This is a genomic window from Caulobacter endophyticus (genome assembly GCF_003116815.1).
GTDB classification, from domain to species: domain Bacteria; phylum Pseudomonadota; class Alphaproteobacteria; order Caulobacterales; family Caulobacteraceae; genus Caulobacter; species Caulobacter endophyticus.
This window is the reverse complement of record NZ_QDKQ01000028.1, coordinates 38231-62683: the sequence shown is the minus strand read 5'-3', so window position 1 is coordinate 62683 and position 24453 is coordinate 38231. Positions and strand designations below refer to the sequence as shown.

Below are 24453 nucleotides of genomic sequence, written 5' to 3'. Positions count from 1 at the left end.
ACAATGACACCAGCGGCCATTTCGTCAGGAATTCAAAGGCGCTAGCGGTAATATCGAACCGTCTGAATTGGTTAATTTCGGAACATACAGACAACCTCAATCCTATCCACAGAGTCGCACACAGACGCATCCCATCGCCGCCCATTTCGGGCGCGCGTTGAGGCGCTTGGGGTTGCTGAAAAGTTCGATGGACCAGACGGCCTGTAAGCCGGGTTCTGTGCCGCCCCTGTGAAGGGACGCGACGATCATTCCTCTTGGCCGCCCATTGCTGAACGACTCTCGCGACCAACCCGGATCCTCTCGGCCAGTGACGACCTAGCCGGCAAGCCGGCGCGGGATCCCTATTCGGTCTTGCTCCAGGCGGGGCTTGCCATGCCGTCCCTGTCGCCAGGTCCGCGGTGGGCTCTTACCCCACCCTTTCACCCTTCCCGCCCCGTAGGGAGGAGGTTTGCTTTCTGTGGCGCTTTCCCTGGGATCGCTCCCGGTGGGCGTTACCCACCGCCTTGTCACCGTGGAGCCCGGACTTTCCTCGACTCCCTTGCGGGATACCGCGATCGCCCGGCCATCTGGTCCGCGCTTTCTTTGACGGCGGAAGAGGCGGCGGTCAATTGGCGATCTTGGCGCGATGGACTAAACTAAGCGGACTTAGTTCACGGAGCCGCCCATGCGCACCGTCAACATCCACGAGGCCAAGACCCACCTGTCCCGCCTGGTCGAACAGGCTGCGGACGGCGAGGCCTTCATCATCGCCAAGGCCGGCAAGCCGATGGTCAAGGTCGTGCCCTTGCAGGCCGAGGAGCGACCGGCCGCGCGCCGGATAGGCTTCATGGACGGCGAAGGCATGGTCCCCGACGACTTCGACACGATGTTCGCCGACGAAATCGTGGCGATGTTCGAGGGCGAGGATGATCCTGCTCGCTGACACCCACCTTCTGCTGTGGGTGGCGCTCACGCCCGCCAGGCTGTCGCAGACGGCCAGGAACCTGATCGAGGACGCGGCAAACACGCCAGCTTTCAGCGTCGTCAGCCTCTGGGAGATCAGCATCAAGCAGGCCAGGGGCCGGCCCGACTTCCGCGTCAATGCGCGGCGCATGCACCGCCTGCTGCTTGAGAACGGCTGGCGCGAATTCTTGGTCGAGAGCGAGCACGCAATCACGGCCGGCCAGTTGCCGCCGCTACACAAGGACCCGTTCGACAGGATGCTGCTCGCTCAGGCGCAGGTCGAAGGCGCGCGCCTGCTGACCAGCGATACGCAACTCGCCCGCTACGGCGAGCCCGTGCTTCCAGTCTAACCCTCGCCCCGCATCCACGCTGCCACGGGGTGGTCGCCCAGCGCCGCGATCACGCCGGCCCGTTCGGCCTCGCGCTTGTTCTGCCCCAGCTTGAACGTGCCCTCCAGGCGCTCGACGTGGAGGCGGGCGCCGACGACGCCGCGCAGCAGGGCGTCGAACCTGGCCGGCGTCATCTTGTCCCGCGTCCAGACGGTCTTGGGCAGGAGACGCGCCTCCTCCTGGGCCGACAGGTCGTCGAGCAGCTGGATCGTCTCGGCGTCCGACAGCGGCGTCGCGAAGCCCTCGGCCTCGACGCTGACGTAGTTCCAGGTCGGGACCTGGTCATCGGTCCCGTACCAGTCGGGGCTGACATAGGCGTGCGCACCGCTCGCCAGGGCGACGGCGGAGAAGCCCGTCACCACCGCCCCGGCCAGGGCGTTCATGCGCGACAGGTGGAAGTCGAGGAATAGGCCGTCGGCGCCCAGGTCGCGCACCACCACCGGCGCCTGGGCCACGAACGGCCGGCCGCCGACGCTGGCGCACAGCGTCACGAACGAATGCTCGGCGAGAAAGGCGAGCAGGCGCGCGCGGTCGTCGACCATGAAGGCCTTGGCCGGGTGCATCAGGCGCCCGCCGCGGCCCGCAGCAGGGCCACCAGGCGGGCCCGGGTCTCGCCGTCGGCGACGCCGTCGAAGCGGGCCTGCAGCCAGTGGCGCTGGAAGGCGGCGACCACGGTTTCGGTCCACTCGTCGTACTGGCCCGAGGGCGCGCAGTCGAAGCCCAGGCGCGTCAGCCCCGCCTGCAGCGCGAAGACGCCGGTCCCCTCCTCGCCCCGGCCCAGCGGCGCGCCGGGCGACGAGGGCGGCTCGACCCACAGGCCATGGCCGCTCTCGGCCAGGCGCTTCCACGGGAATAGCTCGCCCGGATCGATCTTGCGGGCGGGCGCGACGTCGGAATGGCCGATGATGCGGTCGTCGTCGATGGTCCAGCGCGAGCGGATGTCGGCCAGCAGGTTGATCACCGCGGCGATCTGGGCGTCGGGAAAGGCGCGGTAGCCGAACTCGTGGCCCGGGTTGACGATCTCGATGCCGATCGAGGACGAGTTGATGTCCTTGACGCCCTTCCAGAAGGCCGCGCCGGCGTGCCAGGCCCGCCGCTCCTCGGCCACGAGGCGGAACACGCGGCCGTCTTCCTCCACGAGATAGTGCGCGCTGACCTTGGCCTCGGGATCACGCAGGCGCTCGAGGGCCGCCTCGCCGCTCTGCATGCCGGTGTAGTGCAGCACGACGGTGTCGGGCACGGCCTTGCGGGCGTCGAAGTTCGGCGACGGGGCCTCGACGATGGTCATTGCGAGCGGTCCTTGAGAAACATCAGAAGCGGCGTCACCTGGTTGCGGCGCAGGGCCACGATCAGCACGCCGGCCAGAGCCAGGGCCGCGCCCAGACCCATGCGCAGGTCGAAATGGTCATGGGTGATGGCCACGCCAAGACCGATGGTCATCAGCGGCGTCATCAGGGTGAGCGGAGCGATCAGGTTGGCCTCGTAGCGCTGGATCAGCCCGTAATAGCCGGTGTGGGCGATCACCGACACCACCAGGGCCGAATAGGCCACGGCCGCCACGAACGGCCAGCCGGCCTCGAAGGCCTTGTCGCCGGCGCCCGGCTCCAGGGCCAGACTCGCCGCCGCCAGCAGCCACACCGAGGTGAAGCCCACCCAGGCCTGCAGCTGCAGCGGCTTGACCCGCTGGATCTGCTTCATCATCACCGCCCCCAGCGAACCGGCCAGGGCCGAGGCCACCACCAGCCACAGGCCCATCGACAGCGAGAAGCCGTGCGGGTTCCAGATCACGATCAGCGCGCCGGCCAGGGTCAGGGCGATGCCGATCCCGCGCCGCCAGTGGATCTTCTCGCCCAGCATCAGCACCGACAGCAGGGTGGTGAACGGCACGCCGGCCTGCACCACCACCGCCGCGGCCGAGGGCGAGGCGGTCTTGAAACCCATGAACAGCAGCGCAAAGCCCCCTGCCCCCATCAGCACGCCGACCACCAGCATCCGCCAGGTGGGCCGGGGCGCGGGCAACAGCCAGGGCAGGGTCACCGCCGCGACCAGGGCGAAACGCACCGCCGCATAGAACAGCGGCGGCACGCCCCAGTGGGCGACCACGATCTTGGAGACGATGTTGTTGCTTGCCCAGATCAGGCAGATCAGCACCAACAGGCCGAAGTCGCGTAGGGACATGGCTTCCGCATACGCGGGCAGGAGGACCATGCGCAATGAAAACCGACGTCGCCGCACGCGCCGCAATTGACGTCGGGTCCAAACGGTCGTTTTCTGCAGTGAACAGCGTTCACTTAAAACAGGATCCGGGCTCACCGGACCAGCGGGGACGGAGACGGCCATGAGCACGGAGTATTTCGACGTCTTGATCGTCGGCGCGGGCCTTTCGGGCGTCGGCGCGGCCCATCACCTGACGCGGCGCTGCCCGGGCAAGACCTACGCCATCCTGGAGGCCCGCGACGCCATCGGCGGCACCTGGGACCTGTTCCGCTATCCGGGCATCCGTTCCGACAGCGACATGTACACCCTGGGCTACGCCTTCAAGCCGTGGCGGCAGGCGAAAGCCATCGCCGACGGCCCGTCGATCCTGAACTACGTGCGCGAGACCGCGACCGAGGCCGGGGTGAACGAGCACATCCGCTTTCGCCACAAGGTGCGCCGCGCCGAGTGGAGCAGCCAGACCGCCAGCTGGACGGTGCAGGCCGAGCGGGTCGACACCGGCGAGCTTGTCGAAATCGCCTGCGGCTTTCTCTATATGTGCGCCGGCTACTACGCCTACGACGCCGGCTACACCCCCGACTTCGAAGGGACCGAGGACTTCGCAGGCCAGATCGTCCACCCGCAGCACTGGCCCGAGGCCCTCGACTACGCCGGCAAGACTGTCGTGGTGATCGGCAGCGGCGCGACGGCCGTGACCATCGTACCGGAGATGGCCAAGACGGCCGCTCACGTCACCATGCTGCAGCGCTCGCCGACCTACGTGGTCTCGCGCCCGGCGGAAGACGGCCTGGCCAACTGGATGCGGGCGAAGCTGCCGGCCATGACCGCCTACGGGATCACGCGCTGGAAGAACGTGCTGATCACCATGCTGTTCTTCAACCTGGCCCGGAAGAAGCCGGCCAAGACCAAGGAGCGGCTGATCAACCTCGTGCGCGACCAACTGCCCAAGGACTACGACGTCGAGACCCACTTCACGCCGCGCTACAATCCCTGGGACCAGCGGCTGTGCCTGGTGCCCGACGCCGACCTGTTCGACTCGATCAGGAACGGCTCGGCCTCGGTGGTCACCGACTACATCGACCGCTTCACCGAAGAGGGCCTGCTGCTGAAGTCGGGCAAGACCCTGCCGGCCGACATCGTCGTCACCGCCACGGGCCTGCGGATGCAGCTGATGAGCGGCATGGAGGTGGTGGTCGACGGGCGCTCCGTCGATCTGGCCAAGGGCTTCAGCTACAAGGGCATGATGTTCAGCGACGTGCCGAACCTGGCCTCGGCCTTCGGCTACACCAACGCCTCCTGGACGCTGAAGGCGGATCTGACCAGCGAGTATGTCTGCCGGCTGATCAACCACATGGACCGCGCGGGGATGGACATCTGCGTGCCGCATCTGGACCAGCCGGGCATGGCCGCGACGCCCTGGCTCGACTTCTCGTCGGGCTATGTGCAGCGGGCCATGGACAAGTTCCCCAAGCAGGGAACCAAGGCGCCGTGGAAAGTTCACCAGAACTACGCCCTGGACCTGGCCGCCCTGCGGCTGGGCAAGCTGGACGACGGGGTGATGCGCTTCTGGCGCAAGCAGGCCAGGGCGGCGGCGTGACGGCCACCGCCCTCCCCGGTCAGTTGACGTAGATCGGGACCGTGGAATTGACCTCGCCCGCCCCGAAGACCGTGCACCAGCCGATCTGAGAGTAGAAGAAGCCGTAGCCGTTGGTGGTGGCGCTGGTCACCCAGTCCATCTCGAGCGTGCCGCCGCCGCAGGGATTGTTGGGGAACACGAACAGATCGAAGTTGTCGACATAGAGCTTGCCCGCGCCCACCCGGACGTTCCACGGCGCCCCCTTGAAGGTGATCGCCGGGCAGTTGCTGCTGCCTCCGGTGATGGCCGCGCTGGTGACCGTCGCCGAGGCCCCGCCGGCGGGCACGTCGAACGTCATCGTGAAGTTGCAGGTCGCCACACCCGGGTCGATGTTCATCCCACCGGTGATCGTGAAGGTGTTGGGATTGGGCGTGATGGTTTGGGCGTGGGCGCTCGTGGCGGCGAGCAACGTCGCCGTCAGGGCCGCCGCGGACAGACGCGAAATCCAGGACATGGTTGCCTCCCAGCTGTTTTTGCTTTTGACGCAACCATCGGTACAATTCACATTCATGTAAATCAATGCCAGGCCTTGGACGTCGGGCTGCGCGCGCGTTGGAACCCAAGGTTCAGCTTGCCGTTCCTGATCGGCGTTCATCACCCTATGATGGGCGCGAAGCAGTGGAGCGGGGTGTCATGCGCGCGACTTTGACGAAGATTGCCATTCTGGGCGCGGCGGCGACCCTGGCCACCGGCTGCGCCACGGCCCAGCCGGCCTATCCCGCCAAGACGCCCTCGGCCACGGCGGCGAGCAAGCCGCCCCCGCCGCCCGCCCGGGACGCGGACGGCGACGGCAGGCCCGACGGCTGGCGCGAAAAGTCCATGGAGATCGGCAGCCAGCCGGCCCGCGACGTCGGCCTGTCGAAGAAGAAAATCCCGCCGATCCTGGAAGAGGCCCTGGCCGATCCCTACGGCCTCAAGGGCCTGAAGACCTGCGCCAAGCTCGTGGCCGAGATCCAGCGGCTGAACGACGTGCTGGGTCCCGACTACCAGACGGGCAACGAGTACACCGAAAACCGCACCGGCAAGCTGGCCGAGGCTGGCGGCAAGGCGATCGTCAACTCGATCATCCCGTTCCGCAGCCTGGTGCGCGAAATCTCGGGCGCAGCCCCGGCCGACCGCCACCTGGAAGCGCTGGGCGACGCGGGCCTGGCCCGCCGCGGCTTCCTGCGCGGCGTGCACCAGAAGCAGGGCTGCAAGCAGCGGTTCTGACCCGAGCTACTCCTCGTCGTCGTCGAGGCCTTGGTCTTCGACGACGATGGGCGCGCTTGCGCCCTTGCCCCGCACGAACCGCAGGGCCGTGTGCGTCCTGGAAAAGGCGCAGACCTTGGTGTCGACGAAGCCCGCGCCCCGCGCGGCCGCCAGGATCTCGGCGTCCTTCAGCGGCGCGCCCTTGCCCTTCTCGGCGACGATCCAGATCGCGCCCCTGGCGGCCAGCACGCCCGACAGATCCTCGAGCCGGTCAAGCTCGGCCAGATCGCCGACGCCCAGAAACAAGAGGTCGACGTCCTCGAAATCCTCGCCGGGTCCGACCTGCGCCTCGACACGACCCGCCAGCTCTTCAAGGAAGGCCTCGTCGTCGACGCCGTCCACGACCACCGTCATGCCCGGCTTCACGCCCAGCTTGTCCAGCCGCGTGGGCGGATTGAGGATGGCGCGCACCCACTTGTCGGCCTGGCCGGGATCGAGGGTGAAGCGCGTGCCGTCGGACAGGACGACGTCGTTCCCCTCGGCGCGGATTCCGCGCAGGGCGTGGCCCTGGTAGATGCCGCGCACGGCCCCGCGGAAGATCAGCTTGGGCGGCTCCCACAGGAGCTTGCCGTCGCTTTCGCCGTCGGTGAGCTGGCCCCAGGCCCGCGCTTCCTTGCCCATGCCTCAGGCGCCCCGGAACTTAGGTTGGCGCTTTTCGAGAATGGCGTCGACGCCTTCCATGTGGTCCTCGGTATGGTGTGCGATGGCCTGAGCGGCGGCGCTCATCTCCATCAGGGTGTCGTAGCTCGCGCTCGTGCCGTGCTTGAGCAGACTCTTGGCCATGCGCAAGGCGTGCGGCGGCTGCTGGGCGATCCTTTCGGCCAGGGCCAGGGCCTCGTCCATCAGGTCGGCCGCGGGAACGGCGCGGCTGATCAGGCCCCATTCGGCCGCCTTGGCCGCGTCGATGACGTCGCCGGTGAACAGCAGTTCGGCCGCGCGGCTCATGCCTACGGTGCGCGGCATCAGCCAGGCGCCGCCGTCGCCGGGGATCAGGCCGAGCTTGAGGAAGGTCACGCCGAACTTCGCCGTATCGGCGGCGATGCGGATATCGGTCATGCAGGCCACGTCGCAGCCCAGGCCGATGGCCGCGCCGTTGACCGCCGCGATCGACGGGACCTCCAGGCCGTAGATGGCCCGCACGATGCGGTGGATGTTCTTGCGGTAGCCGTCACGCACCGCCACGCCGTTGCCGCCGAACGCACCCTCGCGGGCCTTCATCGCCTTGACGTCGCCGCCGGCCGAGAACGCCTTGCCGGCGCCGGTCAGGATCACGCAGCGGACGTCCTGGTCGTCGTTGATCGCCTCGCAGGCGGCCGCCACCTGGTCGCCGTCGCCCGGCGAGCCCAGGGCGTTCATCGCCTCGGGGCGATTGAGGGTGAGGATGGCGACATGGCCGCGCTTTTCGGTGAGGACGAGGGGCTGGGACGACATGGGTGTGGGGCGCTCCTGCAATCTTGTTTTTCCCTTTGCATAGAGGCTTTCGGCCAGGGAGGGAAACGACCTGAACCCGCTCTCGCGGCGCGGGCGGCGCCATCACGGCGGCGTGACCCTACCTGTGTGCAGCAACACATTTCTGCGGGTCGACTCGCGAAATCGATTGGCGCGGACTGAAAGTTCGGGTTGTAGTCTAGTCAGGGACGACAGCGGATTGGCGTTAAGTGCAGTGAAACGGTCCCAAGGCCACGCGCTCATCATCGAGGACGAGATCCTCATCGCGCTCGAGGTCGAGGCCCTGCTGGCCGCCCAGGGCTATTCCAGCTTCGATATCGCCGACAGTCCCCAGGAAGCGCTGACCTGCGCCCTGGCCCGCGCGCCCGACCTGATCACCGCCGACTTCCGCATCATCGGCGGCACGGGGCTGGAGGCGGTCGAGGCCATCGAGGCGAAGCTGGGCCGCATTCCGACGGTGTTCGTCACCGGCAACGCCGACCAGCTGGCCAACGCCCGCCGCACCATCGTCGACAAGCCGATCTCGCCCCGCCGCCTGGCCGAGGCCTGCCAGCAGGCGCTGGACCGCCGGGCCTGACAGGCAAGGCCCGCCGCTGCTAGGCTCCCGGCGAACGGGAGACGACGCATGGCGATCATCGACACCCTCGACGCGCTGGAGGCGATCTACAGCCCGACGCCCGTGGCGGCCTCGACCGCCAAGGTCAGCGACCGCCTGACCCCCGACTACCGCCGCCTGGTCGAGGCCTCGCCGTTCCTGGCCCTGGCCACGGTCGGCCCCGAGGGCCTGGACTGCAGCCCGCGCGGCGACGCCCACGGCCTGGTCGTCATAGCCGACGAGCGCACGCTGATCCTGCCCGACCGGCGCGGCAACAACCGCATCGACAGCCTGCGCAACATCGTCCGCGACCCGCGCGTGGCGCTGCTGTTCCTGATCCCCGGCTCGGGCACGACCTTCCGGGTCAACGGCCGGGCGGTGATCAGCGCCGAGCCGGTGCTGCTTGAACGCCTGGCGATCGACGGCAAGGCGCCGCGCACGGCCCTGATCGTCACCATCGAGGAATGCTACTTCCAATGCGCCCGGGCGGTGATGCGCGCGGGCCTGTGGGACGCCGGGGCCCAGGTCGATCCAAAGACCCTGCCGAGCGCCGGGGCCATGCTGGCGGCCATCACCGAAGGCGAGGTGGGCGGCGCGGCCTACGACGAGGCCTGGCCTGCCCGGGCGGCGGCGTCGATGTGGTGAGAGCAGAGAAAACCTCCCCCTGTGGGGGAGGCGATCGCGCAGCGATCGGTGGGGGGAGTTGGTGTTGAGACCGCCAGCTCTTCAGAAGCTGAGAACTTCCCCCCACCGGCCTTCGGCCGCCTCCCCCACGAGGGGAGGTTCTTTGGTTGCGGCGCTCGCCCGATCTCCCCGTGCAAAATGGATTGTCACCGGTGTCATGGTTCGTGCTAGCCATGGCCCAAGCTCGTCAGAAGCGCTGGAGGAAGACCCCATGGATCGTCGCAGCCTGCTGCTGGCCGCCGGCGCGGCCGCCGCCGCCAGCGCCCTGCCCGCCTACGCCGCCCAACCCAATCGTTCGCCGATCGTCGCCACCGCCGCCGGCAGGGTGCGGGGCGCGACTACGGCCGACGGCGTGCATGTGTTCAAGGGCCTGCGCTACGGGGCCGACACCGGCGGCGCGAACCGCTTTGCTCCGCCCCGCAAGCCCCAGCCCTGGACCGGCGTCGCCGACGCCCTGGCCTATGGCGCGGCCTCGATGCAGACCGGCAAGGGAGAGGAAGGCGAGACGCTTTCCGAGGACTGCCTGTTCCTCAACGTCTGGACCCCGGCCAAGGCAGGGAAGAACGGCCTGGCCGACGGCGGCAAGCGGCCGGTGATGTTCTACATCCACGGCGGCGCCTACAACGGCGGCTCGGGAGGCAGCCCCTGGTACGAGGGAACCCGCCTGGCCAGGCGCGGCGACGTAGTGGTGGTGACGGTCAACCACCGCCTGAACGCCTTCGGATACCTCTATCTGGCCCGGCTGTTCGACGACCCCAGCGTCGCCGACAGCGGCAATGTCGGCCAGCTGGACCTGGTGCTGGCCCTGCAATGGGTGCGCGACAACATCGAGGCCTTCGGCGGCGATCCCGACCGGGTCATGCTGTTTGGCCAGTCCGGCGGCGGCGCCAAGATCGCCACGCTGCTGGCCATGCCGGCCGCCAAGGGCCTGTTCCATCGCGCCGTCACCATGAGCGGCCAGCAGGTCACCGCCGGCGGCCCGTTCAACGCCACCAAGCGCGCGAAGCTGTTCCTCGACAAGCTGGGGATCAACGACCTGGCGGCCCTGCGCGCCCTGCCCGCCGACCAGTTGCTGGCCGGCCTCAAGGCGGTCGATCCGGTGGCCGGTTCGGGCGGAGTCTATATGGGTCCGGTGCTGGACGAGCGGTCGCTGACCCGCCACCCGTTCTTTCCCGACGCCGCGCCGCTGGGCCTCGACGTGCCGCTGATCTGCGGCAACACCCATGACGAGACGCGCGGCTTCGTGGGCTCCGATCCCAAGGTGTTCGACATGACCTGGGACCAGGTGGTCGAGAAGCTGCCCAGCCAGTTCAACGCCCGCATCGATATCGATCCGGCCAGCGTGGTGGCGGCCTATCGCAGGATGTACCCGCACTATTCGCCATCGGACGTCTATTTCGCCGCCTCTACGGCCGGCCGCTCATGGAAGGCGGCGATCCTCCAGGCCGAGGCCCGCGCGCCGACCCGCGCGCCTGCGTGGGTCTACCAGCTGGACTGGAAGTCGCCCAAGGATGGCGGGATCTGGGGCGCGCCCCACACGCTGGACATCTGCCTGGTGTTCGGCACGCTGGACGCCAAGGGCGCGATCGTCGGGACCGACGCCCGCAGCCAGGCCATGTCCAACACCATGATGGACGCCTTCGTCGCCTTCGCCCGCACCGGCGATCCCAACTGCGCGGCCATTCCCAGGTGGGAGCCCTACACCCTGCCCCGCCGCCAGACCCTGGTGTTCGACGAGACCACCCGCATGGCCGACGACCCGCGCGGCGGCGAGCGCGAGCTCTTCAACAAGGTGCCGTTCACGCAGTTCGGGACGTGACAGAGAACCTCCCCCTGTGGGGGAGGCGATCGCGCAGCGATCGGTGGGGGGCGTAGCTGCGAGATCGGCCAGCAGCAGGGAAGCTGACAACTTCCCCCCACCGGCCTTCGGCCGCCTCCCCCAGAGGGGGAGGTTCCTGGCGGCTTAAGCCGCCACCTCGCCCTCTTCGTCCTCATCCTCGTCGTCGAAGTCTTCCTCGTCCGGGCCCAGGGCCAGGTCGCGGAGGAGTTCGATCTGGTCGGCGACGTCGGCGGCGATCTCGTCGCTGATGCCGGCGGCTTCGAGGGCGGCGGCCAGGTGGCCGATGATCAGGTCGAGTTCGTCGTCCTCCAGGGCGTTGGCGCCGAACCAGACCTGGGCCAGCTCCAGGTCGCCGCGGGCCTCGCCGGCCTCGGGGTCGAGGGCGCCGGCCACCACGGCGCGGGCGCCGGGCGGGATCTCGCCGCCGAACAGGCCCGCAAGGCGCTCGTCGCCCTGGGCGCGCTGGAAGAAGTCGTCGATCACCGACTGGGCGGCGGCCTCGCCGCCGATGCGTTCATAGGCGCTCATGCCGTCCTCGCAAGGATTGGGGAACGGCCAAAACGCTAACACGGGTCGCTGAAGCGGTGCGTGAACCCTGGGCGATGGTTTCGTGACAGGACCCGAAACGAAAAACGCCCCGCCTTTCGGCGGGGCGTTTCGTCTTGTTACTTCGCCTGGTCCATCAGGCCGGCGAAGCGCTCGAAGATGTAGAGGCTGTCGGTGGGGCCAGGCGAGGCTTCCGGGTGGTGCTGGACGCTGAACACCGGCTTGTCCTTCAGGGCGATGCCGGCGTTGGTGCCGTCGAACAGCGAGACATGGGTCTCCTGCACCGGCTCAGGCAGGCTTTCGCTGTCCACCGTGAAGCCGTGGTTCATCGACACGATCTCGACCTTGCCCGTGGTCAGGTCCTTGACCGGATGGTTGGCGCCGTGGTGGCCCTGCTCCATCTTCACGGTCTTGGCGCCCAGGGCCAGGGCCAGCATCTGGTGGCCAAGGCAGATGCCGAACACCGGCTTGCCGCTTTCGACCAGCTTCTTGATTTCGGGCACCGCGTACTCGCCGGTCGCGGCCGGGTCGCCCGGACCGTTGGACAGCAGCACGCCGTCCGGGTTGCGGGCCAGGATGTCCTCGGCCGAGGTGCCGGCCGGAACGACGGTGGCGCGGGCGCCCACATGGGCCAGGGCGCGCAGGATGTTGCGCTTCACGCCGTAGTCGATGACGACCACTTCGTACTTGGGGGTCTCGAGCTTGGCGTAGCCGGCCGGCCACGACCACAGGCCTTCGTCCCAGGTGAAGGTCTGGGTGGTCGAGGCGTCCTTGGCCAGATCCAGGCCGACCACGCCCGACCAGTCGCGGGCCTTGGCCTTCAGGGCGTCGAGGTCGAACTTGCCGTCCGGCGCGTGGGCGATCACGCCGTGCGGCATGCCGGTCTCGCGGATCTTGCGGGTCAGGGCGCGGGTGTCGACGCCGGCCAGGCCCACGACGCCGCGGCGCTTCATCCAGCCGTCGAAGTCGCTGTTGGCGCGCCAGTTGGCCGGATCGGTCGGCACGTCGCGGAAGATCGCGCCGCGGGCGGCCGTCTCGGCCACGCCCGTGACCTGCTCGACGTCCTCGCTGTTGGCGCCGACATTGCCGACGTGCGGGAAGGTGAAGGCCACGATCTGGGCCATGTAGGACGGATCGGTCAGGATTTCCTGGTAGCCGGTCATGGCGGTGTTGAAGCACACCTCGCCGACCGCATCGCCGACCGCGCCGCAGCCGACGCCTTGCAGCACCGTGCCGTCGGCCAGGACGAGAACGCCGGTGACGCCGGGGAGAAGGTCTTGGGACATCTCGAAAAGCGCCTCCAGAACGCGTGGTTATTGTTGCAAAAAGGCGGGCCGGGGAGAACCCCGCCCGCCGCGCAAACGGCGGGGTGTTTAGGGGTCGTGGGCGGGGGGGTCAACCCCTCGGATCACGGCTTTTCGCCGCCTCTCCCACATTCCCGTGATCTCTCGATGCAGCCCCTCGCGCCGACGCCCCTCAAGCCCTTATGGTGCGGGGCTTCAACGCATAAGAACACGGGAGGACGGCCCTTGCTCGAACTGCGCCCAAACTGCGAGTGCTGCGACCGCGACCTGCCGCCCCACAGCGACCAGGCCCGCATCTGCACCTTCGAATGCACCTTCTGCGCCGATTGCGCAGAGGCCCGATTCCACGGCGTCTGCCCCAATTGCGAGGGCGACCTGGTGGCGCGGCCGATCCGCCCCGACAGCAAGCTTCACCGCTTTCCGGCCTCGCTGCGGCGGGTCAACAAGGCCCACACCGCCTGCGCCAGGCCGCCGCCCGCCGCCGCGCCCGGAAGCGGTCGGGACGGCTGGAGTGTGACCCTTTAGGCGCACCCTGGATCAATCGGTCGCACGCCTGCATCCGCTGGCGGCGCCTCGCCGTTAACTCCTCGGGCCCCACAAGCTTGGGCTTAAACGAGGAGATGGAATCATGACCGCCGCCGTCCACGATCGAGCCGCCCAAAAGCGCGCGCCGAAGATCGCCTGGACGCGACTTCCCGGTCAGAGCCTCGCCGGCCAGGCCCTCGGCATGATGCTGGGCGCGGGCGTGGTCATCAGCGGCGTGCTGTTCGTCCTCCTCAGCTTCTGAACCCAGGATCGCGTGACCGATTGCCTTCGGCGTCAGGTCGTGCACCGTGCGGGCGCCTGTTCGAAAGGGAGCCCGCGCGATGTGCGACGACGACATCCACCCCGGCCTGGTTCATGACCCCCGCGTCTCGCGCCGCACGTTCGGCCTGATGACCGCCGCCGTCGGCGGGCTGGCCGCCACCGCCGCCCATGCCGACGACAAGGTCGTCGAGACCGACGTCGTCATCAAGACGCCCGACGGCGAGGCCGACGCGGCGCTGTTCAAGCCGGCCGGCAAGGGCAAGTGGCCCGCCGTGCTGATCTGGCCCGACGTCATGAGCCTGCGCCCCGTGTTCCGCGACATGGGCCGCCGCCTGGCCGCCGCCGGCTACGTGGTGCTGGTGCCCAACCTCTATTATCGCGCCAGGAAGGCCCCCGTGATCGATGGGACCTTCAACTTCGCCAATCCCGAAGACCGCGCCAAGATCACGCCGCTGCGCGCCACCGTGACGCCCGAGGGAACCGACAAGGACGCCCTGGCCTATGTGGCCTTCCTCGACGCCCAGACGGAAACCGACAAGGGCCGCAAGATCGGCGTGCAGGGCTACTGCATGGGCGGTCCGCTGTCGTTCCGCACCGCCGCCGCCGCGCCGGGCCGCATCGCCGCCGTCGCCAGCTTCCATGGCGGGGGCCTGGTCACGGCCGATCCGACCAGCCCGCACCTGCTGATCCCCAAGACCCACGCCGAGTACCTGATCGAGGTCGCCGACAACGACGACAAGAAGGAACCCGACGTGAAGGACAAGCTGAAGGCGGCCTTTGCCGAGGCCAAGCGCCCGGCCAAGGTCGAGGTCTTCGCCGGCGCCGCCCACGGTTGGACGGTCAAGGGCAGCCAGGTCTACAACGAGGCCGCCGCCGAACAGGCGTGGACCAACCTTCTGGACCTCTACAAGCGCGCCCTGCGCTGATGTAGACGGAGGGCATGAGCCTCATCACCACGGTCGGCGTCGACGCCGACGACACCCTCTGGCACTGCGAGAGCCTGTTCCGCCTGACCCACCAGCGGTTCGTGCAACTGCTGGCCGACTTCGGCGACGAGGATCGGATCAACAGCCAGCTGGCGGCGGCCGAGAAGCGCAACCTGCGCGTCTACGGCTACGGGGCCAAGGGCTTCACCCTGTCGATGATCGAGACCGCGCTGGACCTGACGGACGGCGCGGTCTCCACCCGCGTCATCCGCGAGATCCTGGCCGTGGGGCGCGAGATGCTGACCGAGCCGGTGGAGCCCCTGCCCGGCGTCGAAAAGGCCCTGGCCGAGCTGTCCAGGCGCTACCGCCTGATCCTGATCACCAAGGGCGACTTGCTGCACCAGGAGCAGAAGCTGGCCGCCTCGGGCCTGGGCGACCTGTTCGCCGCCGTCGAGATCGTCTCGGAGAAGGACGCGGGCACCTATCGCCGGGTGTTCGAGCGCTACGGCACCGGGGCCGAGCAGGGCCTGATGGCCGGCAACTCGATGCGGTCCGACATCCTGCCGGCGCTGGAGGCCGGGGCCTGGGGGGCGCTGATCCCTTACCCGCTGGTCTGGGCCCACGAGGCCGCCGAGGCGCCGGTCGGGCACGATCGCTATGTGGAACTGGCCTCGATCGCCGAACTGCCGGCCTTCGTGGATCATGTGTCCAGGCCCCTTCTCCCATAGGGAGAAGGTGTCGGCGTAGCCGACGGATGAGGGGTTAGGGACAGAAGACGGCGTGCCGGCACGACGTCGAACGCCGTCCCCCCTCACCCTCCCATGCTCCGCATGGGCCCCTCCCTCTCCCCTCCGGGAGATGGTCAGGACTTTTTCTTACCCCACCGCGCGATGGCGTCCCTCGCCGGCTTCTCGAAATACATCAGCGACAGGTAGCTGACCGGGATCAGCGCCAGGCCCCAGAAGAGGCACCACAGGCGCATGACGTCGCCATCCAGGTGCAGCATGCCCAGGCCCACCCAGTTCAGGGCGATCTTCAGCGCGATCGGGTGGAGCATGTAGATCGAGTAGGAAAGCTGCCCCCACGGCGCCAGCCAGCGCACGACCGGGCCGGGCTTGACCGGCGCATTGTCGGCCGCCACGCCCAGCAGGCCGACGGCGTAGCAGACGAACAGCAGCAGGCCCCGCTCCATCTGCACCGCCGCGCCGGCGACGAAGGCGGCGCACGAGGCGAAGAACCACCAGCGCGCGCCCGGCAGGCGGCCCAGCGGCCCGCGGATCCGGTAGGCGATCATGCCGACCAGGAAGCCGGGCGCGGCCCGCGCGATCCCGAAATCGGCCGTCCACATGTGGAAGGGCTGGGCGTCGGGCGCGAAGAACGGCGCGGCGAACAGGACCGCCAGGATCGCGGCCGTCACCAGGGTCAGCCAGGCCGTCCCCCTCATCGCCAGCCAGAAGAGCGCCGGCAGCAGCAGATACATCGCCCACTCGGCGCTGATCGACCAGCTGACGAAATTGAAGGTCTGAGCCCGGCAGATGCCGAACGCCTGCAGGTTCAGGATGTTGGGCACGACGCAGGCGGGATCGTAGCGGCTGGGGTCGCGGTCGTTGACCAGGCCCATGACACCCGCGACGGCGATGACGATAAACACGCCCAGCGTCAGCCAGTGCAGCGGCATCAGCCGCGCCACGCGCTTCTGCAGGAACCAGCGGAAGTCCGACGCGGTGCGGATCCGGCCCGTATAGACGGCGCTGATCACGTAGCCGGAGATGACGAAGAACAGGTCGACGAGCAGGCTGAAGCTCTTGACCGTGTCGTCCACCGCCTGCCAGCGGCCGTCGATGTTGATGAACCGGTTGAAGTGAAAGACGACGATCAGCACCGCGCCCAACGCCCGCAGGGCGTCCAGGTGCAGCATGTCGTCGGAATCGGTCTTGAGCGGCGGGAACGGTTTCACGCCGCAGTCGTGATCTCTGCCTTAACGGCGGTCAAGCTCAGCCGGCGGGCAGCTTCTTCCGGATCGCGCCGACGATGCTGTAGCCGTAGGCCGCCGCTACGCCGCAGAAGTCAGCGACGAGATCGCCCCACGACATGTCGCGGCCGGTGAAGTGCTGCACGATCTCGATCAGTCCGCCAAAGGCCACCAGGACGGCCGCGATCCGCCACAACCGGCTCTTGGGCAAGGCCAGGCACCCAAGCACGGCCAGCACGTAGAAGACGATGAAGTGCTTGGCCTTGTCCCACGGGATCAGGCCGACGCTGTCGTCGCCCGGCGTGACCGCCTTCCAGAACGCATAGGCGGCCGCCGCGGCGAAGACGGCGAAGGCCAGCCAGTTGATCTTGCGCTTGAAGCTGCGGGACATTCGGGCTCCTGGGAGAGACGCGTGAGCCCTGCCCTAGCCGCTCACCTGGGGCGTGAAAATGGCCGACGGCGGCCTTCACGGCTTTCTGTCGGGGACTGCACGGAAAGTGCTTAGGCCGCCGCTTCTTCCCAGCCGGCCTCGACCAGGATCGCCAGCCGCTCGGCCTCCGAGAAATCCAGCGCCATGCGCCCCAGGACCGGCATGCGCTTGTGGATCGCCACCACGCCGAGTGCGCTGCTGATCACGTCGGGGTCGTTGGCCGTGCGCAAGGTGTCGAGCGCGGCCTCGCTAAGCGCAGCCCAGGCCTGCGCGTAGGCGGACGCCAGCCAGTCGGGCGGCGGCGGATTACGCTCGAAAGCGCGGGACTGCTCGATGGTCGCGGCCAGCGCGAAGGCATTATAGCCGCCCGCCTTGTCGGCGGCGGCCAGCCGGGCCAGGTGAGGCACGGCGGCGTAGGAGGCCAGGTTCACGTCACCTTGGTGATGCAGCTCTTCCCACAGCTCGGACCAGGCGGCCTCGACGTTCCGTGCCTCGTCGATCGCCTGGAGGGCCGGACGGGGATCGTAGGGAGCGCCATAGCCGCCCATCAAACCCGCCCATCGCTCGTCCGAGAAATCCATCGCGCCCGCCTCAAAGAAAAAGCCCCCGGCCTTGGCCGGGGGCTCAAACTCTAGCCTGGAGCGCCAGACCTTAGAAGGTCAGCGCGCGGGCTTCCTTCACGTGCGGCAGGGCCTGGATCTTGGCCAGCAGCTCTTCGCTCGGGGCCTGGTCGACGCCGACCAGGGCGATGGCGTCCTCGTCGGCCGAGACGCGGCCGAGGTTGAAGGTGGCGATGTTGACGCCCGCCTCGCCCAGCAGCATGCCCAGGGCGCCGATGAAGCCCGGCTTGTCGAGGTTGTTGATGTAGAGCATGGCCGGCGAGAAGCCCGCGTCCAGCTCCATGCCCTTGACCTCGACGACGCGCGGGGCGCCGGCGATCACCGTGCCGGCGAAGGCGCGCTTGCCCTTCTCGGTGGTGATGGTGACGCGCAGCAGCGAGTCGTAGGTCGGGCTCTTTTCCTGGCGGCTTTCCGAGACGGTCACGCCGCGCTCCTTGGCCACGGCCGGGGCGGAGACCATGTTGATCTCGGCCAGCATGGGCTTGAGCACGCCGGCCAGGGCGGCCGAGGTCAGCGGCTTGACGTTCAGGGCGGCGACTTCACCTTCGAAGGCGATGTCGATGGCCTTGATGCCGAAGTCGACCATCTGGCCGGCCAGGGCGCCGATCTTCTCGGCCAGCGCCACGAACGGCTTCAGCTTCGGGGCCTCTTCGGCGCTCACCGAGGGGCTGTTCAGCGCGTTGGTGACGGCGCCGGTCAGCAGATAGTCGCTGACCTGCTCGGCGACCTGCAGGGCCACGTTCTCCTGGGCTTCCGAGGTGGAAGCGCCCAGGTGCGGGGTGGCCACGACCTTGTCCGAACCGAACAGCGGGTTTTCCTTGGCCGGTTCGGTGACGAACACGTCGAAGCCGGCGCCGGCCACGTGGCCCTCGTCCAGCAGCTTGCGCAGGGCGACTTCGTCGACCAGGCCGCCGCGGGCGCAGTTGACGATCAGCACGCCCTTCTTGGTCTTGGCCAGGTTCTCGGCCGACAGGATGTTGCGGGTCTTGTCGGTCAGCGGGGTGTGCAGGGTGATGACGTCGGCGCGGGCCAGCAGCTCTTCCAGCTCGACCTTCTCGACGCCCATCTCGATGGCGCGCTCGGGGCTCAGGAAGGGGTCGTAGGCCACGACCTTCATCTTCAGGCCCAGCGCACGGTCGGCGACGATGCCGCCGATGTTGCCGGCGCCGATCAGGCCCAGGGTCTTGGCGTAGAGCTCCACGCCCATGAAGCGGTTCTTCTCCCACTTGCCCGCCTGCGTCGAAGCGTCGGCGGCCGGGATCTGGCGGGCCAGGGCGAACATCATGGCGATGGCGTGCTCGGCCGTGGTGATCGAGTTGCCGAACGGGGTGTTCATCACCACCACGCCCTTGGCGGTCGCGGCCGGGATGTCGACGTTGTCGACGCCGATGCCGGCGCGGGCGATGACCTGCAGCTTGCCCGCGGCGGCGATCACGTCCTTGTCGAGCTTGGCGCCCGAGCGGATGGCGATGCCGTCATAGTCGCCGATGACGGCGATCAGTTCGTCCTTGGACAGGCCGACCTTGATGTCGAAGTCCAGGCCGCGGTTCTTGAAGATCTCGACGGCGGCGGGGGAAAGCTTGTCGGCGATGAGGACGCGGGGAGCCATGTGGTGTTCCTGTGTCGGCGGCGGCCCGTGGGGCCGCGTTGTTCGGGTCGGAAGAGCCGCGCTCAGCGAAGCCAGCGCAGCATGTTCGGGAAGGGAGCGACCCCTCGCTCGGCCGCCTGTCGCGGCTCGAGCGTGAGGCCGTAGTACTGAAGCAGCGGGACGCCCATGGCGCCCCCCGAAGCGAAGGTCTCGAGCAGCCACTCGGCCTCGCCCTTGTAGCCGCCCGGATGGAAGACGACCGCAGGGTCGAGCTCCAGGTGGGTCAGGGCGGCCCACGACCAGGCCAGCGTGGCCAGCTCTTCGCCGTCGGTGGCTTCGAACCGCTCGGCCTTGCGGCTCTGCGGCTCGCTGACGGCGATATGGCCGGCCTCGTGCAGGATGTCGCCGGGATGGGCGAGATGCTTCTCGTCGATCACCAGTCCCCCGGAGCGGATATCCACGCCGGGGAGAAAGGTGTCGTCGGGCAGCTCGCCCGCCGTGACGTCGATGCCGATGCCGATGACGAAGTCGGCCAGGCGCTGCGTCAGGGGATCGGCGAACACCGGCTTCAGGCCGCCTGGAGCGTGGCGGCCTTGGTTTCGGCGAAGGCCCAGTCGAGCCACGGGGTCAGGGCTTCCAGGTCCGAGGCCTCGACCGTGGCCCCGCACCAGATGCGCAGGCCGGCCGGAGCGTCGCGATAGCCGCCGATATCGAGGGCCGCGCCCTCCTTCTCCAGCAGGCTGGCCAGCTTCTTGGCGAAATCGGCCTGGGCGTCGGCCGGCAGGGCGGCGATCTGGGCGTCCACCACCTTCAGGCACACCGAGGTGTTGGAGCGGATTTCCGGGCTGGCGGCCAGGAAGTCGACCCAAGGCGTCTTCTCGACCCAGTCGGCCAGCACCTTGAGGTTCTGGTCGGCGCGGCCCTGCATGGCTTCCAGGCCGCCGATCGAGGCACCCCATTGCAGGGCGTCCAGCGCGTCTTCCACGCAGAGCATCGACGGGGTGTTGATCGTCGCGCCCTCGAACAGGTCCAGCGTCACCTTGCCGTTCTTGGTCATGCGGAACAGCTTGGGCATCGGCCAGGCCGGGACATAGCTTTCCAGGCGGGCCACGGCGCGCGGCGACAGGATCAGGATCCCGTGCGCGCCCTCGCCGCCCAGCGCCTTCTGCCAGGAGAAGGTCACGACATCCAGCTTGGTCCAGTCCAGGTCCTGGGCGAAGGCGGCGCTGGTGGCGTCGCAGATGGTGATGCCTTCACGGTCGGCCGAGATGAAATCGGCGTTGGGCACGCGCACGCCCGAGGTCGTGCCGTTCCAGGTGAAGACCAGATCCTTGGCCGGATCGACCTTGGCGGTGTCGGGCAGCTCGCCGTACGGGGCGCTCAGCACCTCGACGTCCGGCAGCTTCAGTTGCTTGGTGACGTCCGTGACCCAGTCCTTGCCGAAGGACTCGAAGGCCATCAGTTGCACGGGGCGGGCGCCCAGCATCGACCACATCGCCATCTCGACGGCGCCGGTGTCCGAACCGGGGACGATGCCGATCAGGAACTCGGCGGGCACTTCCAGCACTTGGCGCGTCTGGTCGATGGCGGCCTTCAGGCGCGCCTTGCCCAGCTTGGAGCGGTGCGAACGGCCAAGGACCGCGTTCCTCAGATTTTCGGGGGTCCAGCCTGGCCTTTTGGCGCAAGGCCCGGAAGAGAACTCGGGGCGAGCCGGACGGATTGCCGGCTTGGCGAGGGTAGTCATAGCGATGTCTCCCATCCTTACAGATGGACTGCGCCCCGTTGGGGGGGCGTGGCCCGCCGGCGAGAAACCGCGTTTTCGCCGGGAAGGCAAGATCGATTTTTTGAAATTTTATTCCACGCGCCGCGACTGATTGTCTGGCGAAGGAATTATTTTGCCGCTCTGACGTTTCGCCGCCAGGCCAGGACCGTTCCGACCAGAACCGCCACCAGCACGCCGATCGTGTTGATGTTGTTGACGCTCCTGTAGAGGTAGTCGTGCGGCTTCTCGACCACGAGATAGTAGGCGTGCAGGCTGAACTGCACGGCCTGCAGCAGCATCGCCACGCCAAGCCACGGACTGACGAAGCGCATCGCCAGCAGCAGGAAGGCCGCCGCCAGGGCCGCGTCGATGACCAGCAGCACGAAGGCCTGCGCGCCTTCCGGCAACAGCTTGTGGGTGATCATCACGGCCAGGGCGCCCAGCAGCACGGCCAGCGACCCCATGCGTTCGGGACGGCTTCCCTTCAGCCATGCGAAGGCCACCAGCGAGACGATCGCAATCCAGATCGCGGCGGAGATGGCGCTAGCAAGCATGCGAAAGGCCCCTAACGCAAATTAGGGGCCCTGCTAAGTTAAAGTCTTGCAACTTTGCCGTCAGGCGACGGTGCGAAGACCTTCCGCATGGCCGGTCTGGCCGCCCAGATCGCCCGACTTGTCTTCTACACCCGCCAGCTTGGTGCGGATGCCCATGCGCAGCTTCACTTCGTTCAGCTGACCATGCATGTCGACCATGGCGCTGCGGGCTTCTCCCAGCGCGGCCAGGGCCTCGACCAGCTTGGCGCTGGCCTTGTCGCCGACGACCGCAGACAGGCCAAGGTCCTTACGGGCCTTCAGCATGTCCGCCATCAGCTCGGCGGCTTCCATCATCGCCGTATCAACGGCGTTCTCGGTCGCGAACAGTTTATTGGCGACACGTTGAGCTACGAAAACTTTTTCCACACCCGACTCCTCCAGAGAACCGAGTGATTAGGTAAACGAATCATTAACGCGGCCGCAATCGAAAATGCGCCCTAGCGTTGTTTTGTCGCGACTGCACCTGGGACTGGAAGCGAGTCGTTAGGAACCTTGCGGCAAAATGGCCATGTTTGACCTGCGGAAGGCCCATGGACGACACGCGCCGTAATTCCGAAGCCGCCGCCCACGCGCCCTTGCAGGCGCGAATCGCCGGCGTGGCGCTGGGCACCACGGTCGCCGCCCTCACCGCCGCATGCCTGTGCTTCATGCTCCAGCAATGGAGCGTCGCCCGCCAGGAAGCCCGCGAGAACCACCGCGTCCTCGCCGAGATGGTCGCCGCCGGCGCGGCCCCCGCCCTGGCCGACCACAATTCCGTCGGCGCCAGCCGCGCGCTGGACGCCGTCATCCGCGCCCCGCACGTGGCCGGCGCGCGCCTTACCGATCTTTCCGGCCAGACCGTCGCGCGCATCGGCGTCGACAACGAGGCCAATGTCGAAACCCTGACCCGCCCGGTCGTGCTGCAGGGCCGCAAGGTCGGCGAGCTGGCCCTGGTGGCTCGCCAGCCGAGCCTGGTCGAGATCCTCGCCCGCGACCTGGCCCTGACCGGCGCGCTGTTCTTCGGCGCCGCGGGCCTGGCGATCCTGCTGGCCAACAGCCTGGCCCGGCGGATGACGCGGCCGATGCAGCGGCTGTCGGACGCCATGCACGACATGGCCCAGGGCGGTCGCTACAGCCCCGTCCAGCAGGCCAGCGACGACGACGTCTTCCACAGCCTGACCGACAGCTTCAACCACCTGGTCTCGCGCCTCGAGGCCAACGACCACGACCTGCGCTCGGCCATGGGCGAGCTGGTCAAGGCCCGCGACGACGCCAACGCCGCCAACGTGCTGAAGTCGCACTTCCTGGCCAATATGAGTCACGAGATCCGCACGCCCCTGAACGGCGTGCTGGCCATGACCGAGGTCATGGCCATGGACGATCTGTCGGCCCGCCAGCGCGAGCGCCTGTCGGTGATCCGCGAGTCCGGCGGCCTGCTGCTGGCCGTGCTCAACGACGTGCTCGACCTGTCGAAGATCGAGGCCGGGCGCCTGGAGCTGGTCGAGCGCGACTTCGACCTATCCAACCTGGCCGGCTCGCTGCGCGAGACCTTCGTCGGCCAGGCCCGCGAAAAGGGCCTGGACTTCGGCGTCATGGTCGCCCCCGAGGCCCTGGGCAGCTGGCGCGGCGACGTCGACCGCCTGCGCCAGATTCTCAACAACTTGGTCTCCAACGCCCTGAAGTTCACGCTGGAAGGCGCGGTCTCGGTCCGTTTCGCCTCGGCCGAGGACGGGTCTGGCCTGCGCATCGACGTCACCGACACCGGCATCGGCATCGCCGCCGACACCGTGCCGCGCCTGTTCGACAAGTTCGTCCAGGCCGACAGCTCGACCACCCGCCGCTTCGGCGGCTCGGGCCTGGGCCTGTCGATCTGCCGCGAGCTGGCCGCCGTCATGGGCGGGGGCATCCACGTCCAGAGCCGCGAAGGCCAGGGCTCGACCTTCACCGTCGTGGTCGCCATGCCGCGCGGCCAGGGCGAGGTTCCCGCCGCCGCGCCGGCCGCCGTCGAGGCTGGCGACGACAGCGCCCCGCGCCGCCTGCGCGTGCTGGCCGCCGACGACAACCTGACCAACCAGAAGGTCATCGCCGCCGTGCTCGCGCCACTGGGCGCCGAGGTGGCGCTGGTCGCCGACGGGGCCGCCTGCGTCGAGGCCTGGCGCGCCGGCGGTCACGACGTGATCCTGATGGACATCCACATGCCGGTGATGGACGGCGTCGAGGCCGCCCGCACCATCCGCTCGCTGGAAAAGGCCGAGGGCCGCCCGCGCACGCCGATCGTGGCGGTCACCGCCAACGCCCTCGTCCATCAGGTCGAGGGCTATCTGGCGGCCGGCATGGACGGCCACGTGGCCAAGCCGATCGAGGTCACCAAGCTCTACGCCGCCATCGAGGACGCGGTGGCCTCGGCCGCCCGCCTCGGCGCGGCCGAGGCGGCCTGATCGGCCATTACGGCGACTTCAGGTAGATGAACCCAACATAACGACGGGCTCAGAACCGCTTCAGGCGGGACGTGGTTTCTTCTCATCAACGCCGCCGACATCGACGGCGGACCAGTTGAAAGGAACCGAACCGATGAAGAAGATCATTCTGCCGATCGTTGCGGTCTCGGCCCTGGCGGCCGCCACCGTCCCCGCCGCGGCCATGGCCCAGCCCGTCAACCAGCGCCAGGCGCAGCTCGAACAGCGGATCGACCGCGGCGTGCGCACCGGCGACCTGACCCGCCACGAAGCCCGCCGCCTGCAGGGCGAACTGCGCGAAGTGGCCCGTCTCGAATACCGCTACCGCGCCGGCGGCCTGAACGGCTGGGAACGCGCCGACCTCGACCGTCGCCTGGACCGCATCGGCGCCCAGATCCGCTACGAGCGTAACGACCGCGACTACGGCCACGGCTACGGTCGCGGCGGCCCCAACCGCTGGTAACGGCGAC

The 24453-nt window shown here is 68.4% G+C and carries 29 protein-coding genes and 1 other RNA gene; 13 read left to right on the top strand and 17 right to left on the bottom strand.

Annotated features, from left to right (window positions below; genetic code table 11):
* Nucleotides 1-188 precede the first annotated feature (188 nt).
* An RNA gene (gene rnpB, locus DDF67_RS06365) (RNase P RNA component class A) lies at nucleotides 189-570 on the bottom strand.
* 94 nt (nucleotides 571-664) lie between these two features.
* On the opposite strand from rnpB, the gene DDF67_RS06360 reads away from it, so the two are divergent.
* Entirely contained in the window at nucleotides 665-922 is a 258-nt protein-coding gene (locus DDF67_RS06360; RefSeq protein WP_109100074.1) for a type II toxin-antitoxin system Phd/YefM family antitoxin, read from the top strand.
* Nucleotides 906-1292, top strand: a complete 387-nt coding sequence (locus DDF67_RS06355; RefSeq protein ID WP_109100073.1) for a type II toxin-antitoxin system VapC family toxin — start codon at nucleotides 906-908, stop codon at nucleotides 1290-1292. Before DDF67_RS06360 ends, DDF67_RS06355 begins: the two co-directional genes overlap by 17 nt.
* Here the strand turns inward: DDF67_RS06355 and DDF67_RS06350 are convergent.
* The 3 genes from DDF67_RS06350 to DDF67_RS06340 are packed head-to-tail and all read right to left on the bottom strand — an operon-like array spanning nucleotide 1289 to nucleotide 3509.
* A complete protein-coding gene (locus DDF67_RS06350; protein WP_109100072.1) occupies nucleotides 1289-1894 on the bottom strand; it encodes an FMN-binding negative transcriptional regulator in 606 nt (201 codons plus the stop codon). The two genes, DDF67_RS06355 and DDF67_RS06350, sit on opposite strands and share 4 nt — an antisense overlap.
* A complete protein-coding gene (locus DDF67_RS06345; RefSeq protein ID WP_109100071.1) occupies nucleotides 1894-2619 on the bottom strand; it encodes an N-acetylmuramoyl-L-alanine amidase in 726 nt (241 codons plus the stop codon). Before DDF67_RS06345 ends, DDF67_RS06350 begins: the two co-directional genes overlap by 1 nt.
* On the bottom strand, nucleotides 2616-3509 hold the full coding sequence (locus tag DDF67_RS06340) for a DMT family transporter (RefSeq protein ID WP_109100133.1): 894 nt from the start codon (nucleotides 3507-3509) through the stop codon (nucleotides 2616-2618). The genes DDF67_RS06345 and DDF67_RS06340 overlap by 4 nt, the downstream gene beginning before the upstream one ends.
* Before the next feature lie 160 nt (nucleotides 3510-3669).
* On the opposite strand from DDF67_RS06340, the gene DDF67_RS06335 reads away from it, so the two are divergent.
* Nucleotides 3670-5145: a flavin-containing monooxygenase gene (locus DDF67_RS06335; RefSeq protein ID WP_109100070.1), complete on the top strand. Its 1476-nt coding sequence runs from the start codon at nucleotides 3670-3672 to the stop codon at nucleotides 5143-5145.
* A 19-nt stretch (nucleotides 5146-5164) separates the two neighbouring features.
* Here DDF67_RS06335 and DDF67_RS06330 read toward each other — a convergent pair whose 3' ends face one another.
* Nucleotides 5165-5638 carry a hypothetical protein gene (locus tag DDF67_RS06330; protein WP_109100069.1) on the bottom strand — a complete coding sequence of 158 codons (474 nt, stop codon included), beginning with the start codon at nucleotides 5636-5638 and terminating at the stop codon, nucleotides 5165-5167.
* A gap of 179 nt (nucleotides 5639-5817) precedes the next feature.
* On the opposite strand from DDF67_RS06330, the gene DDF67_RS06325 reads away from it, so the two are divergent.
* Nucleotides 5818-6393 carry a hypothetical protein gene (locus tag DDF67_RS06325; RefSeq protein ID WP_109100068.1) on the top strand — a complete coding sequence of 192 codons (576 nt, stop codon included), beginning with the start codon at nucleotides 5818-5820 and terminating at the stop codon, nucleotides 6391-6393.
* 6 nt (nucleotides 6394-6399) lie between these two features.
* Here DDF67_RS06325 and DDF67_RS06320 read toward each other — a convergent pair whose 3' ends face one another.
* Nucleotides 6400-7053, bottom strand: coding sequence for a DUF3052 family protein (locus tag DDF67_RS06320; RefSeq protein WP_109100067.1), 654 nt, complete (start codon nucleotides 7051-7053; stop codon nucleotides 6400-6402).
* 3 nt (nucleotides 7054-7056) lie between these two features.
* Entirely contained in the window at nucleotides 7057-7863 is an 807-nt protein-coding gene (locus DDF67_RS06315; protein WP_109100066.1) for a crotonase/enoyl-CoA hydratase family protein, read from the bottom strand.
* 232 nt (nucleotides 7864-8095) lie between these two features.
* On the opposite strand from DDF67_RS06315, the gene DDF67_RS06310 reads away from it, so the two are divergent.
* From DDF67_RS06310 to DDF67_RS06300, 3 genes are all read left to right on the top strand, one after another.
* On the top strand, nucleotides 8096-8458 hold the full coding sequence (locus DDF67_RS06310; protein ID WP_233247561.1) for a response regulator: 363 nt from the start codon (nucleotides 8096-8098) through the stop codon (nucleotides 8456-8458).
* A 48-nt stretch (nucleotides 8459-8506) separates the two neighbouring features.
* Nucleotides 8507-9121: a pyridoxamine 5'-phosphate oxidase family protein gene (locus tag DDF67_RS06305; RefSeq protein ID WP_109100064.1), complete on the top strand. Its 615-nt coding sequence runs from the start codon at nucleotides 8507-8509 to the stop codon at nucleotides 9119-9121.
* Between the two features lie 250 nt (nucleotides 9122-9371).
* Nucleotides 9372-10979 (top strand): carboxylesterase/lipase family protein, encoded by a 1608-nt coding sequence (locus DDF67_RS06300; protein ID WP_109100063.1) that lies wholly within the window; start codon nucleotides 9372-9374, stop codon nucleotides 10977-10979.
* 144 nt (nucleotides 10980-11123) lie between these two features.
* On the opposite strand, the gene DDF67_RS06295 is transcribed toward DDF67_RS06300, so the two are convergent.
* Nucleotides 11124-11528, bottom strand: coding sequence for a globin family protein (locus DDF67_RS06295; RefSeq protein WP_109100062.1), 405 nt, complete (start codon nucleotides 11526-11528; stop codon nucleotides 11124-11126).
* Between the two features lie 137 nt (nucleotides 11529-11665).
* Nucleotides 11666-12832 carry a glutamine-hydrolyzing carbamoyl-phosphate synthase small subunit gene (carA, locus tag DDF67_RS06290; protein WP_109100061.1) on the bottom strand — a complete coding sequence of 389 codons (1167 nt, stop codon included), beginning with the start codon at nucleotides 12830-12832 and terminating at the stop codon, nucleotides 11666-11668.
* Between the two features lie 243 nt (nucleotides 12833-13075).
* Between carA and DDF67_RS06285 the strand changes: the two genes are divergently transcribed.
* The 4 genes from DDF67_RS06285 (at nucleotide 13076) to DDF67_RS06275 (ending at nucleotide 15311) form a co-directional block, all read left to right on the top strand.
* The gene (locus DDF67_RS06285) at nucleotides 13076-13375 is read left to right on the top strand and encodes a DUF1272 domain-containing protein (RefSeq protein ID WP_109100060.1); all 300 of its coding nucleotides are present in this window, start codon (nucleotides 13076-13078) and stop codon (nucleotides 13373-13375) included.
* Nucleotides 13376-13478: 103 nt separating this feature from the next.
* Complete coding sequence (locus DDF67_RS25490) at nucleotides 13479-13637, top strand: hypothetical protein (protein ID WP_158278006.1); 159 nt, start codon at nucleotides 13479-13481, stop codon at nucleotides 13635-13637.
* 79 nt (nucleotides 13638-13716) lie between these two features.
* A complete protein-coding gene (locus tag DDF67_RS06280; RefSeq protein ID WP_109100059.1) occupies nucleotides 13717-14583 on the top strand; it encodes a dienelactone hydrolase family protein in 867 nt (288 codons plus the stop codon).
* A 14-nt stretch (nucleotides 14584-14597) separates the two neighbouring features.
* Nucleotides 14598-15311 (top strand): HAD family hydrolase, encoded by a 714-nt coding sequence (locus DDF67_RS06275; RefSeq protein WP_109100058.1) that lies wholly within the window; start codon nucleotides 14598-14600, stop codon nucleotides 15309-15311.
* 134 nt (nucleotides 15312-15445) lie between these two features.
* Here DDF67_RS06275 and DDF67_RS06270 read toward each other — a convergent pair whose 3' ends face one another.
* The 8 genes from DDF67_RS06270 to DDF67_RS06235 form a co-directional block, all read right to left on the bottom strand.
* The gene (locus DDF67_RS06270; protein WP_109100057.1) at nucleotides 15446-16540 is read right to left on the bottom strand and encodes an acyltransferase family protein; all 1095 of its coding nucleotides are present in this window, start codon (nucleotides 16538-16540) and stop codon (nucleotides 15446-15448) included.
* Between the two features lie 37 nt (nucleotides 16541-16577).
* Entirely contained in the window at nucleotides 16578-16946 is a 369-nt protein-coding gene (locus tag DDF67_RS06265; RefSeq protein ID WP_109100056.1) for a VanZ family protein, read from the bottom strand.
* A 110-nt stretch (nucleotides 16947-17056) separates the two neighbouring features.
* Nucleotides 17057-17566: a hypothetical protein gene (locus DDF67_RS06260; protein WP_109100055.1), complete on the bottom strand. Its 510-nt coding sequence runs from the start codon at nucleotides 17564-17566 to the stop codon at nucleotides 17057-17059.
* A 70-nt stretch (nucleotides 17567-17636) separates the two neighbouring features.
* Nucleotides 17637-19214 (bottom strand): phosphoglycerate dehydrogenase, encoded by a 1578-nt coding sequence (gene serA, locus DDF67_RS06255; RefSeq protein WP_109100054.1) that lies wholly within the window; start codon nucleotides 19212-19214, stop codon nucleotides 17637-17639.
* Between the two features lie 62 nt (nucleotides 19215-19276).
* Nucleotides 19277-19756, bottom strand: coding sequence for a hypothetical protein (locus DDF67_RS06250; protein WP_233247560.1), 480 nt, complete (start codon nucleotides 19754-19756; stop codon nucleotides 19277-19279).
* 5 nt (nucleotides 19757-19761) lie between these two features.
* A complete protein-coding gene (locus tag DDF67_RS06245; RefSeq protein WP_109100053.1) occupies nucleotides 19762-20937 on the bottom strand; it encodes a phosphoserine transaminase in 1176 nt (391 codons plus the stop codon).
* Between the two features lie 146 nt (nucleotides 20938-21083).
* Nucleotides 21084-21509 carry a hypothetical protein gene (locus DDF67_RS06240; RefSeq protein WP_109100052.1) on the bottom strand — a complete coding sequence of 142 codons (426 nt, stop codon included), beginning with the start codon at nucleotides 21507-21509 and terminating at the stop codon, nucleotides 21084-21086.
* A 60-nt stretch (nucleotides 21510-21569) separates the two neighbouring features.
* The gene (locus tag DDF67_RS06235) at nucleotides 21570-21914 is read right to left on the bottom strand and encodes a hypothetical protein (RefSeq protein ID WP_109100051.1); all 345 of its coding nucleotides are present in this window, start codon (nucleotides 21912-21914) and stop codon (nucleotides 21570-21572) included.
* A gap of 164 nt (nucleotides 21915-22078) precedes the next feature.
* Between DDF67_RS06235 and DDF67_RS06230 the strand changes: the two genes are divergently transcribed.
* Together DDF67_RS06230 and DDF67_RS06225 are read left to right on the top strand one after the other, a co-directional pair.
* On the top strand, nucleotides 22079-23965 hold the full coding sequence (locus DDF67_RS06230; RefSeq protein WP_109100050.1) for an ATP-binding protein: 1887 nt from the start codon (nucleotides 22079-22081) through the stop codon (nucleotides 23963-23965).
* A gap of 133 nt (nucleotides 23966-24098) precedes the next feature.
* Nucleotides 24099-24446, top strand: a complete 348-nt coding sequence (locus DDF67_RS06225) for a hypothetical protein (RefSeq protein ID WP_109100049.1) — start codon at nucleotides 24099-24101, stop codon at nucleotides 24444-24446.
* Nucleotides 24447-24453 lie beyond the last annotated feature (7 nt).

Coding starts and splice junctions, on each gene's coding strand:
- DDF67_RS06330 (WP_109100069.1), bottom strand. CDS start 5,638: ATGTCCTGGATTTCGCGTCTGTCCGCGGCGGCCCTGACGGCGACGTTG.
- carA (WP_109100061.1), bottom strand. CDS start 12,832: ATGTCCCAAGACCTTCTCCCCGGCGTCACCGGCGTTCTCGTCCTGGCC.
- DDF67_RS06320 (WP_109100067.1), bottom strand. CDS start 7,053: ATGGGCAAGGAAGCGCGGGCCTGGGGCCAGCTCACCGACGGCGAAAGC.
- DDF67_RS06335 (WP_109100070.1), top strand. CDS start 3,670: ATGAGCACGGAGTATTTCGACGTCTTGATCGTCGGCGCGGGCCTTTCG.
- DDF67_RS06275 (WP_109100058.1), top strand. CDS start 14,598: ATGAGCCTCATCACCACGGTCGGCGTCGACGCCGACGACACCCTCTGG.
- DDF67_RS06315 (WP_109100066.1), bottom strand. CDS start 7,863: ATGTCGTCCCAGCCCCTCGTCCTCACCGAAAAGCGCGGCCATGTCGCC.
- DDF67_RS06300 (WP_109100063.1), top strand. CDS start 9,372: ATGGATCGTCGCAGCCTGCTGCTGGCCGCCGGCGCGGCCGCCGCCGCC.
- DDF67_RS06355 (WP_109100073.1), top strand. CDS start 906: ATGATCCTGCTCGCTGACACCCACCTTCTGCTGTGGGTGGCGCTCACG.
- DDF67_RS06325 (WP_109100068.1), top strand. CDS start 5,818: ATGCGCGCGACTTTGACGAAGATTGCCATTCTGGGCGCGGCGGCGACC.
- DDF67_RS06260 (WP_109100055.1), bottom strand. CDS start 17,566: ATGGATTTCTCGGACGAGCGATGGGCGGGTTTGATGGGCGGCTATGGC.
- DDF67_RS06295 (WP_109100062.1), bottom strand. CDS start 11,528: ATGAGCGCCTATGAACGCATCGGCGGCGAGGCCGCCGCCCAGTCGGTG.
- serA (WP_109100054.1), bottom strand. CDS start 19,214: ATGGCTCCCCGCGTCCTCATCGCCGACAAGCTTTCCCCCGCCGCCGTC.
- DDF67_RS06265 (WP_109100056.1), bottom strand. CDS start 16,946: ATGTCCCGCAGCTTCAAGCGCAAGATCAACTGGCTGGCCTTCGCCGTC.
- DDF67_RS06340 (WP_109100133.1), bottom strand. CDS start 3,509: ATGTCCCTACGCGACTTCGGCCTGTTGGTGCTGATCTGCCTGATCTGG.
- DDF67_RS06345 (WP_109100071.1), bottom strand. CDS start 2,619: ATGACCATCGTCGAGGCCCCGTCGCCGAACTTCGACGCCCGCAAGGCC.
- DDF67_RS06225 (WP_109100049.1), top strand. CDS start 24,099: ATGAAGAAGATCATTCTGCCGATCGTTGCGGTCTCGGCCCTGGCGGCC.
- DDF67_RS06280 (WP_109100059.1), top strand. CDS start 13,717: ATGTGCGACGACGACATCCACCCCGGCCTGGTTCATGACCCCCGCGTC.
- DDF67_RS25490 (WP_158278006.1), top strand. CDS start 13,479: ATGACCGCCGCCGTCCACGATCGAGCCGCCCAAAAGCGCGCGCCGAAG.
- DDF67_RS06305 (WP_109100064.1), top strand. CDS start 8,507: ATGGCGATCATCGACACCCTCGACGCGCTGGAGGCGATCTACAGCCCG.
- DDF67_RS06360 (WP_109100074.1), top strand. CDS start 665: ATGCGCACCGTCAACATCCACGAGGCCAAGACCCACCTGTCCCGCCTG.
- DDF67_RS06230 (WP_109100050.1), top strand. CDS start 22,079: ATGGACGACACGCGCCGTAATTCCGAAGCCGCCGCCCACGCGCCCTTG.
- DDF67_RS06245 (WP_109100053.1), bottom strand. CDS start 20,937: ATGACTACCCTCGCCAAGCCGGCAATCCGTCCGGCTCGCCCCGAGTTC.
- DDF67_RS06240 (WP_109100052.1), bottom strand. CDS start 21,509: ATGCTTGCTAGCGCCATCTCCGCCGCGATCTGGATTGCGATCGTCTCG.
- DDF67_RS06350 (WP_109100072.1), bottom strand. CDS start 1,894: ATGCACCCGGCCAAGGCCTTCATGGTCGACGACCGCGCGCGCCTGCTC.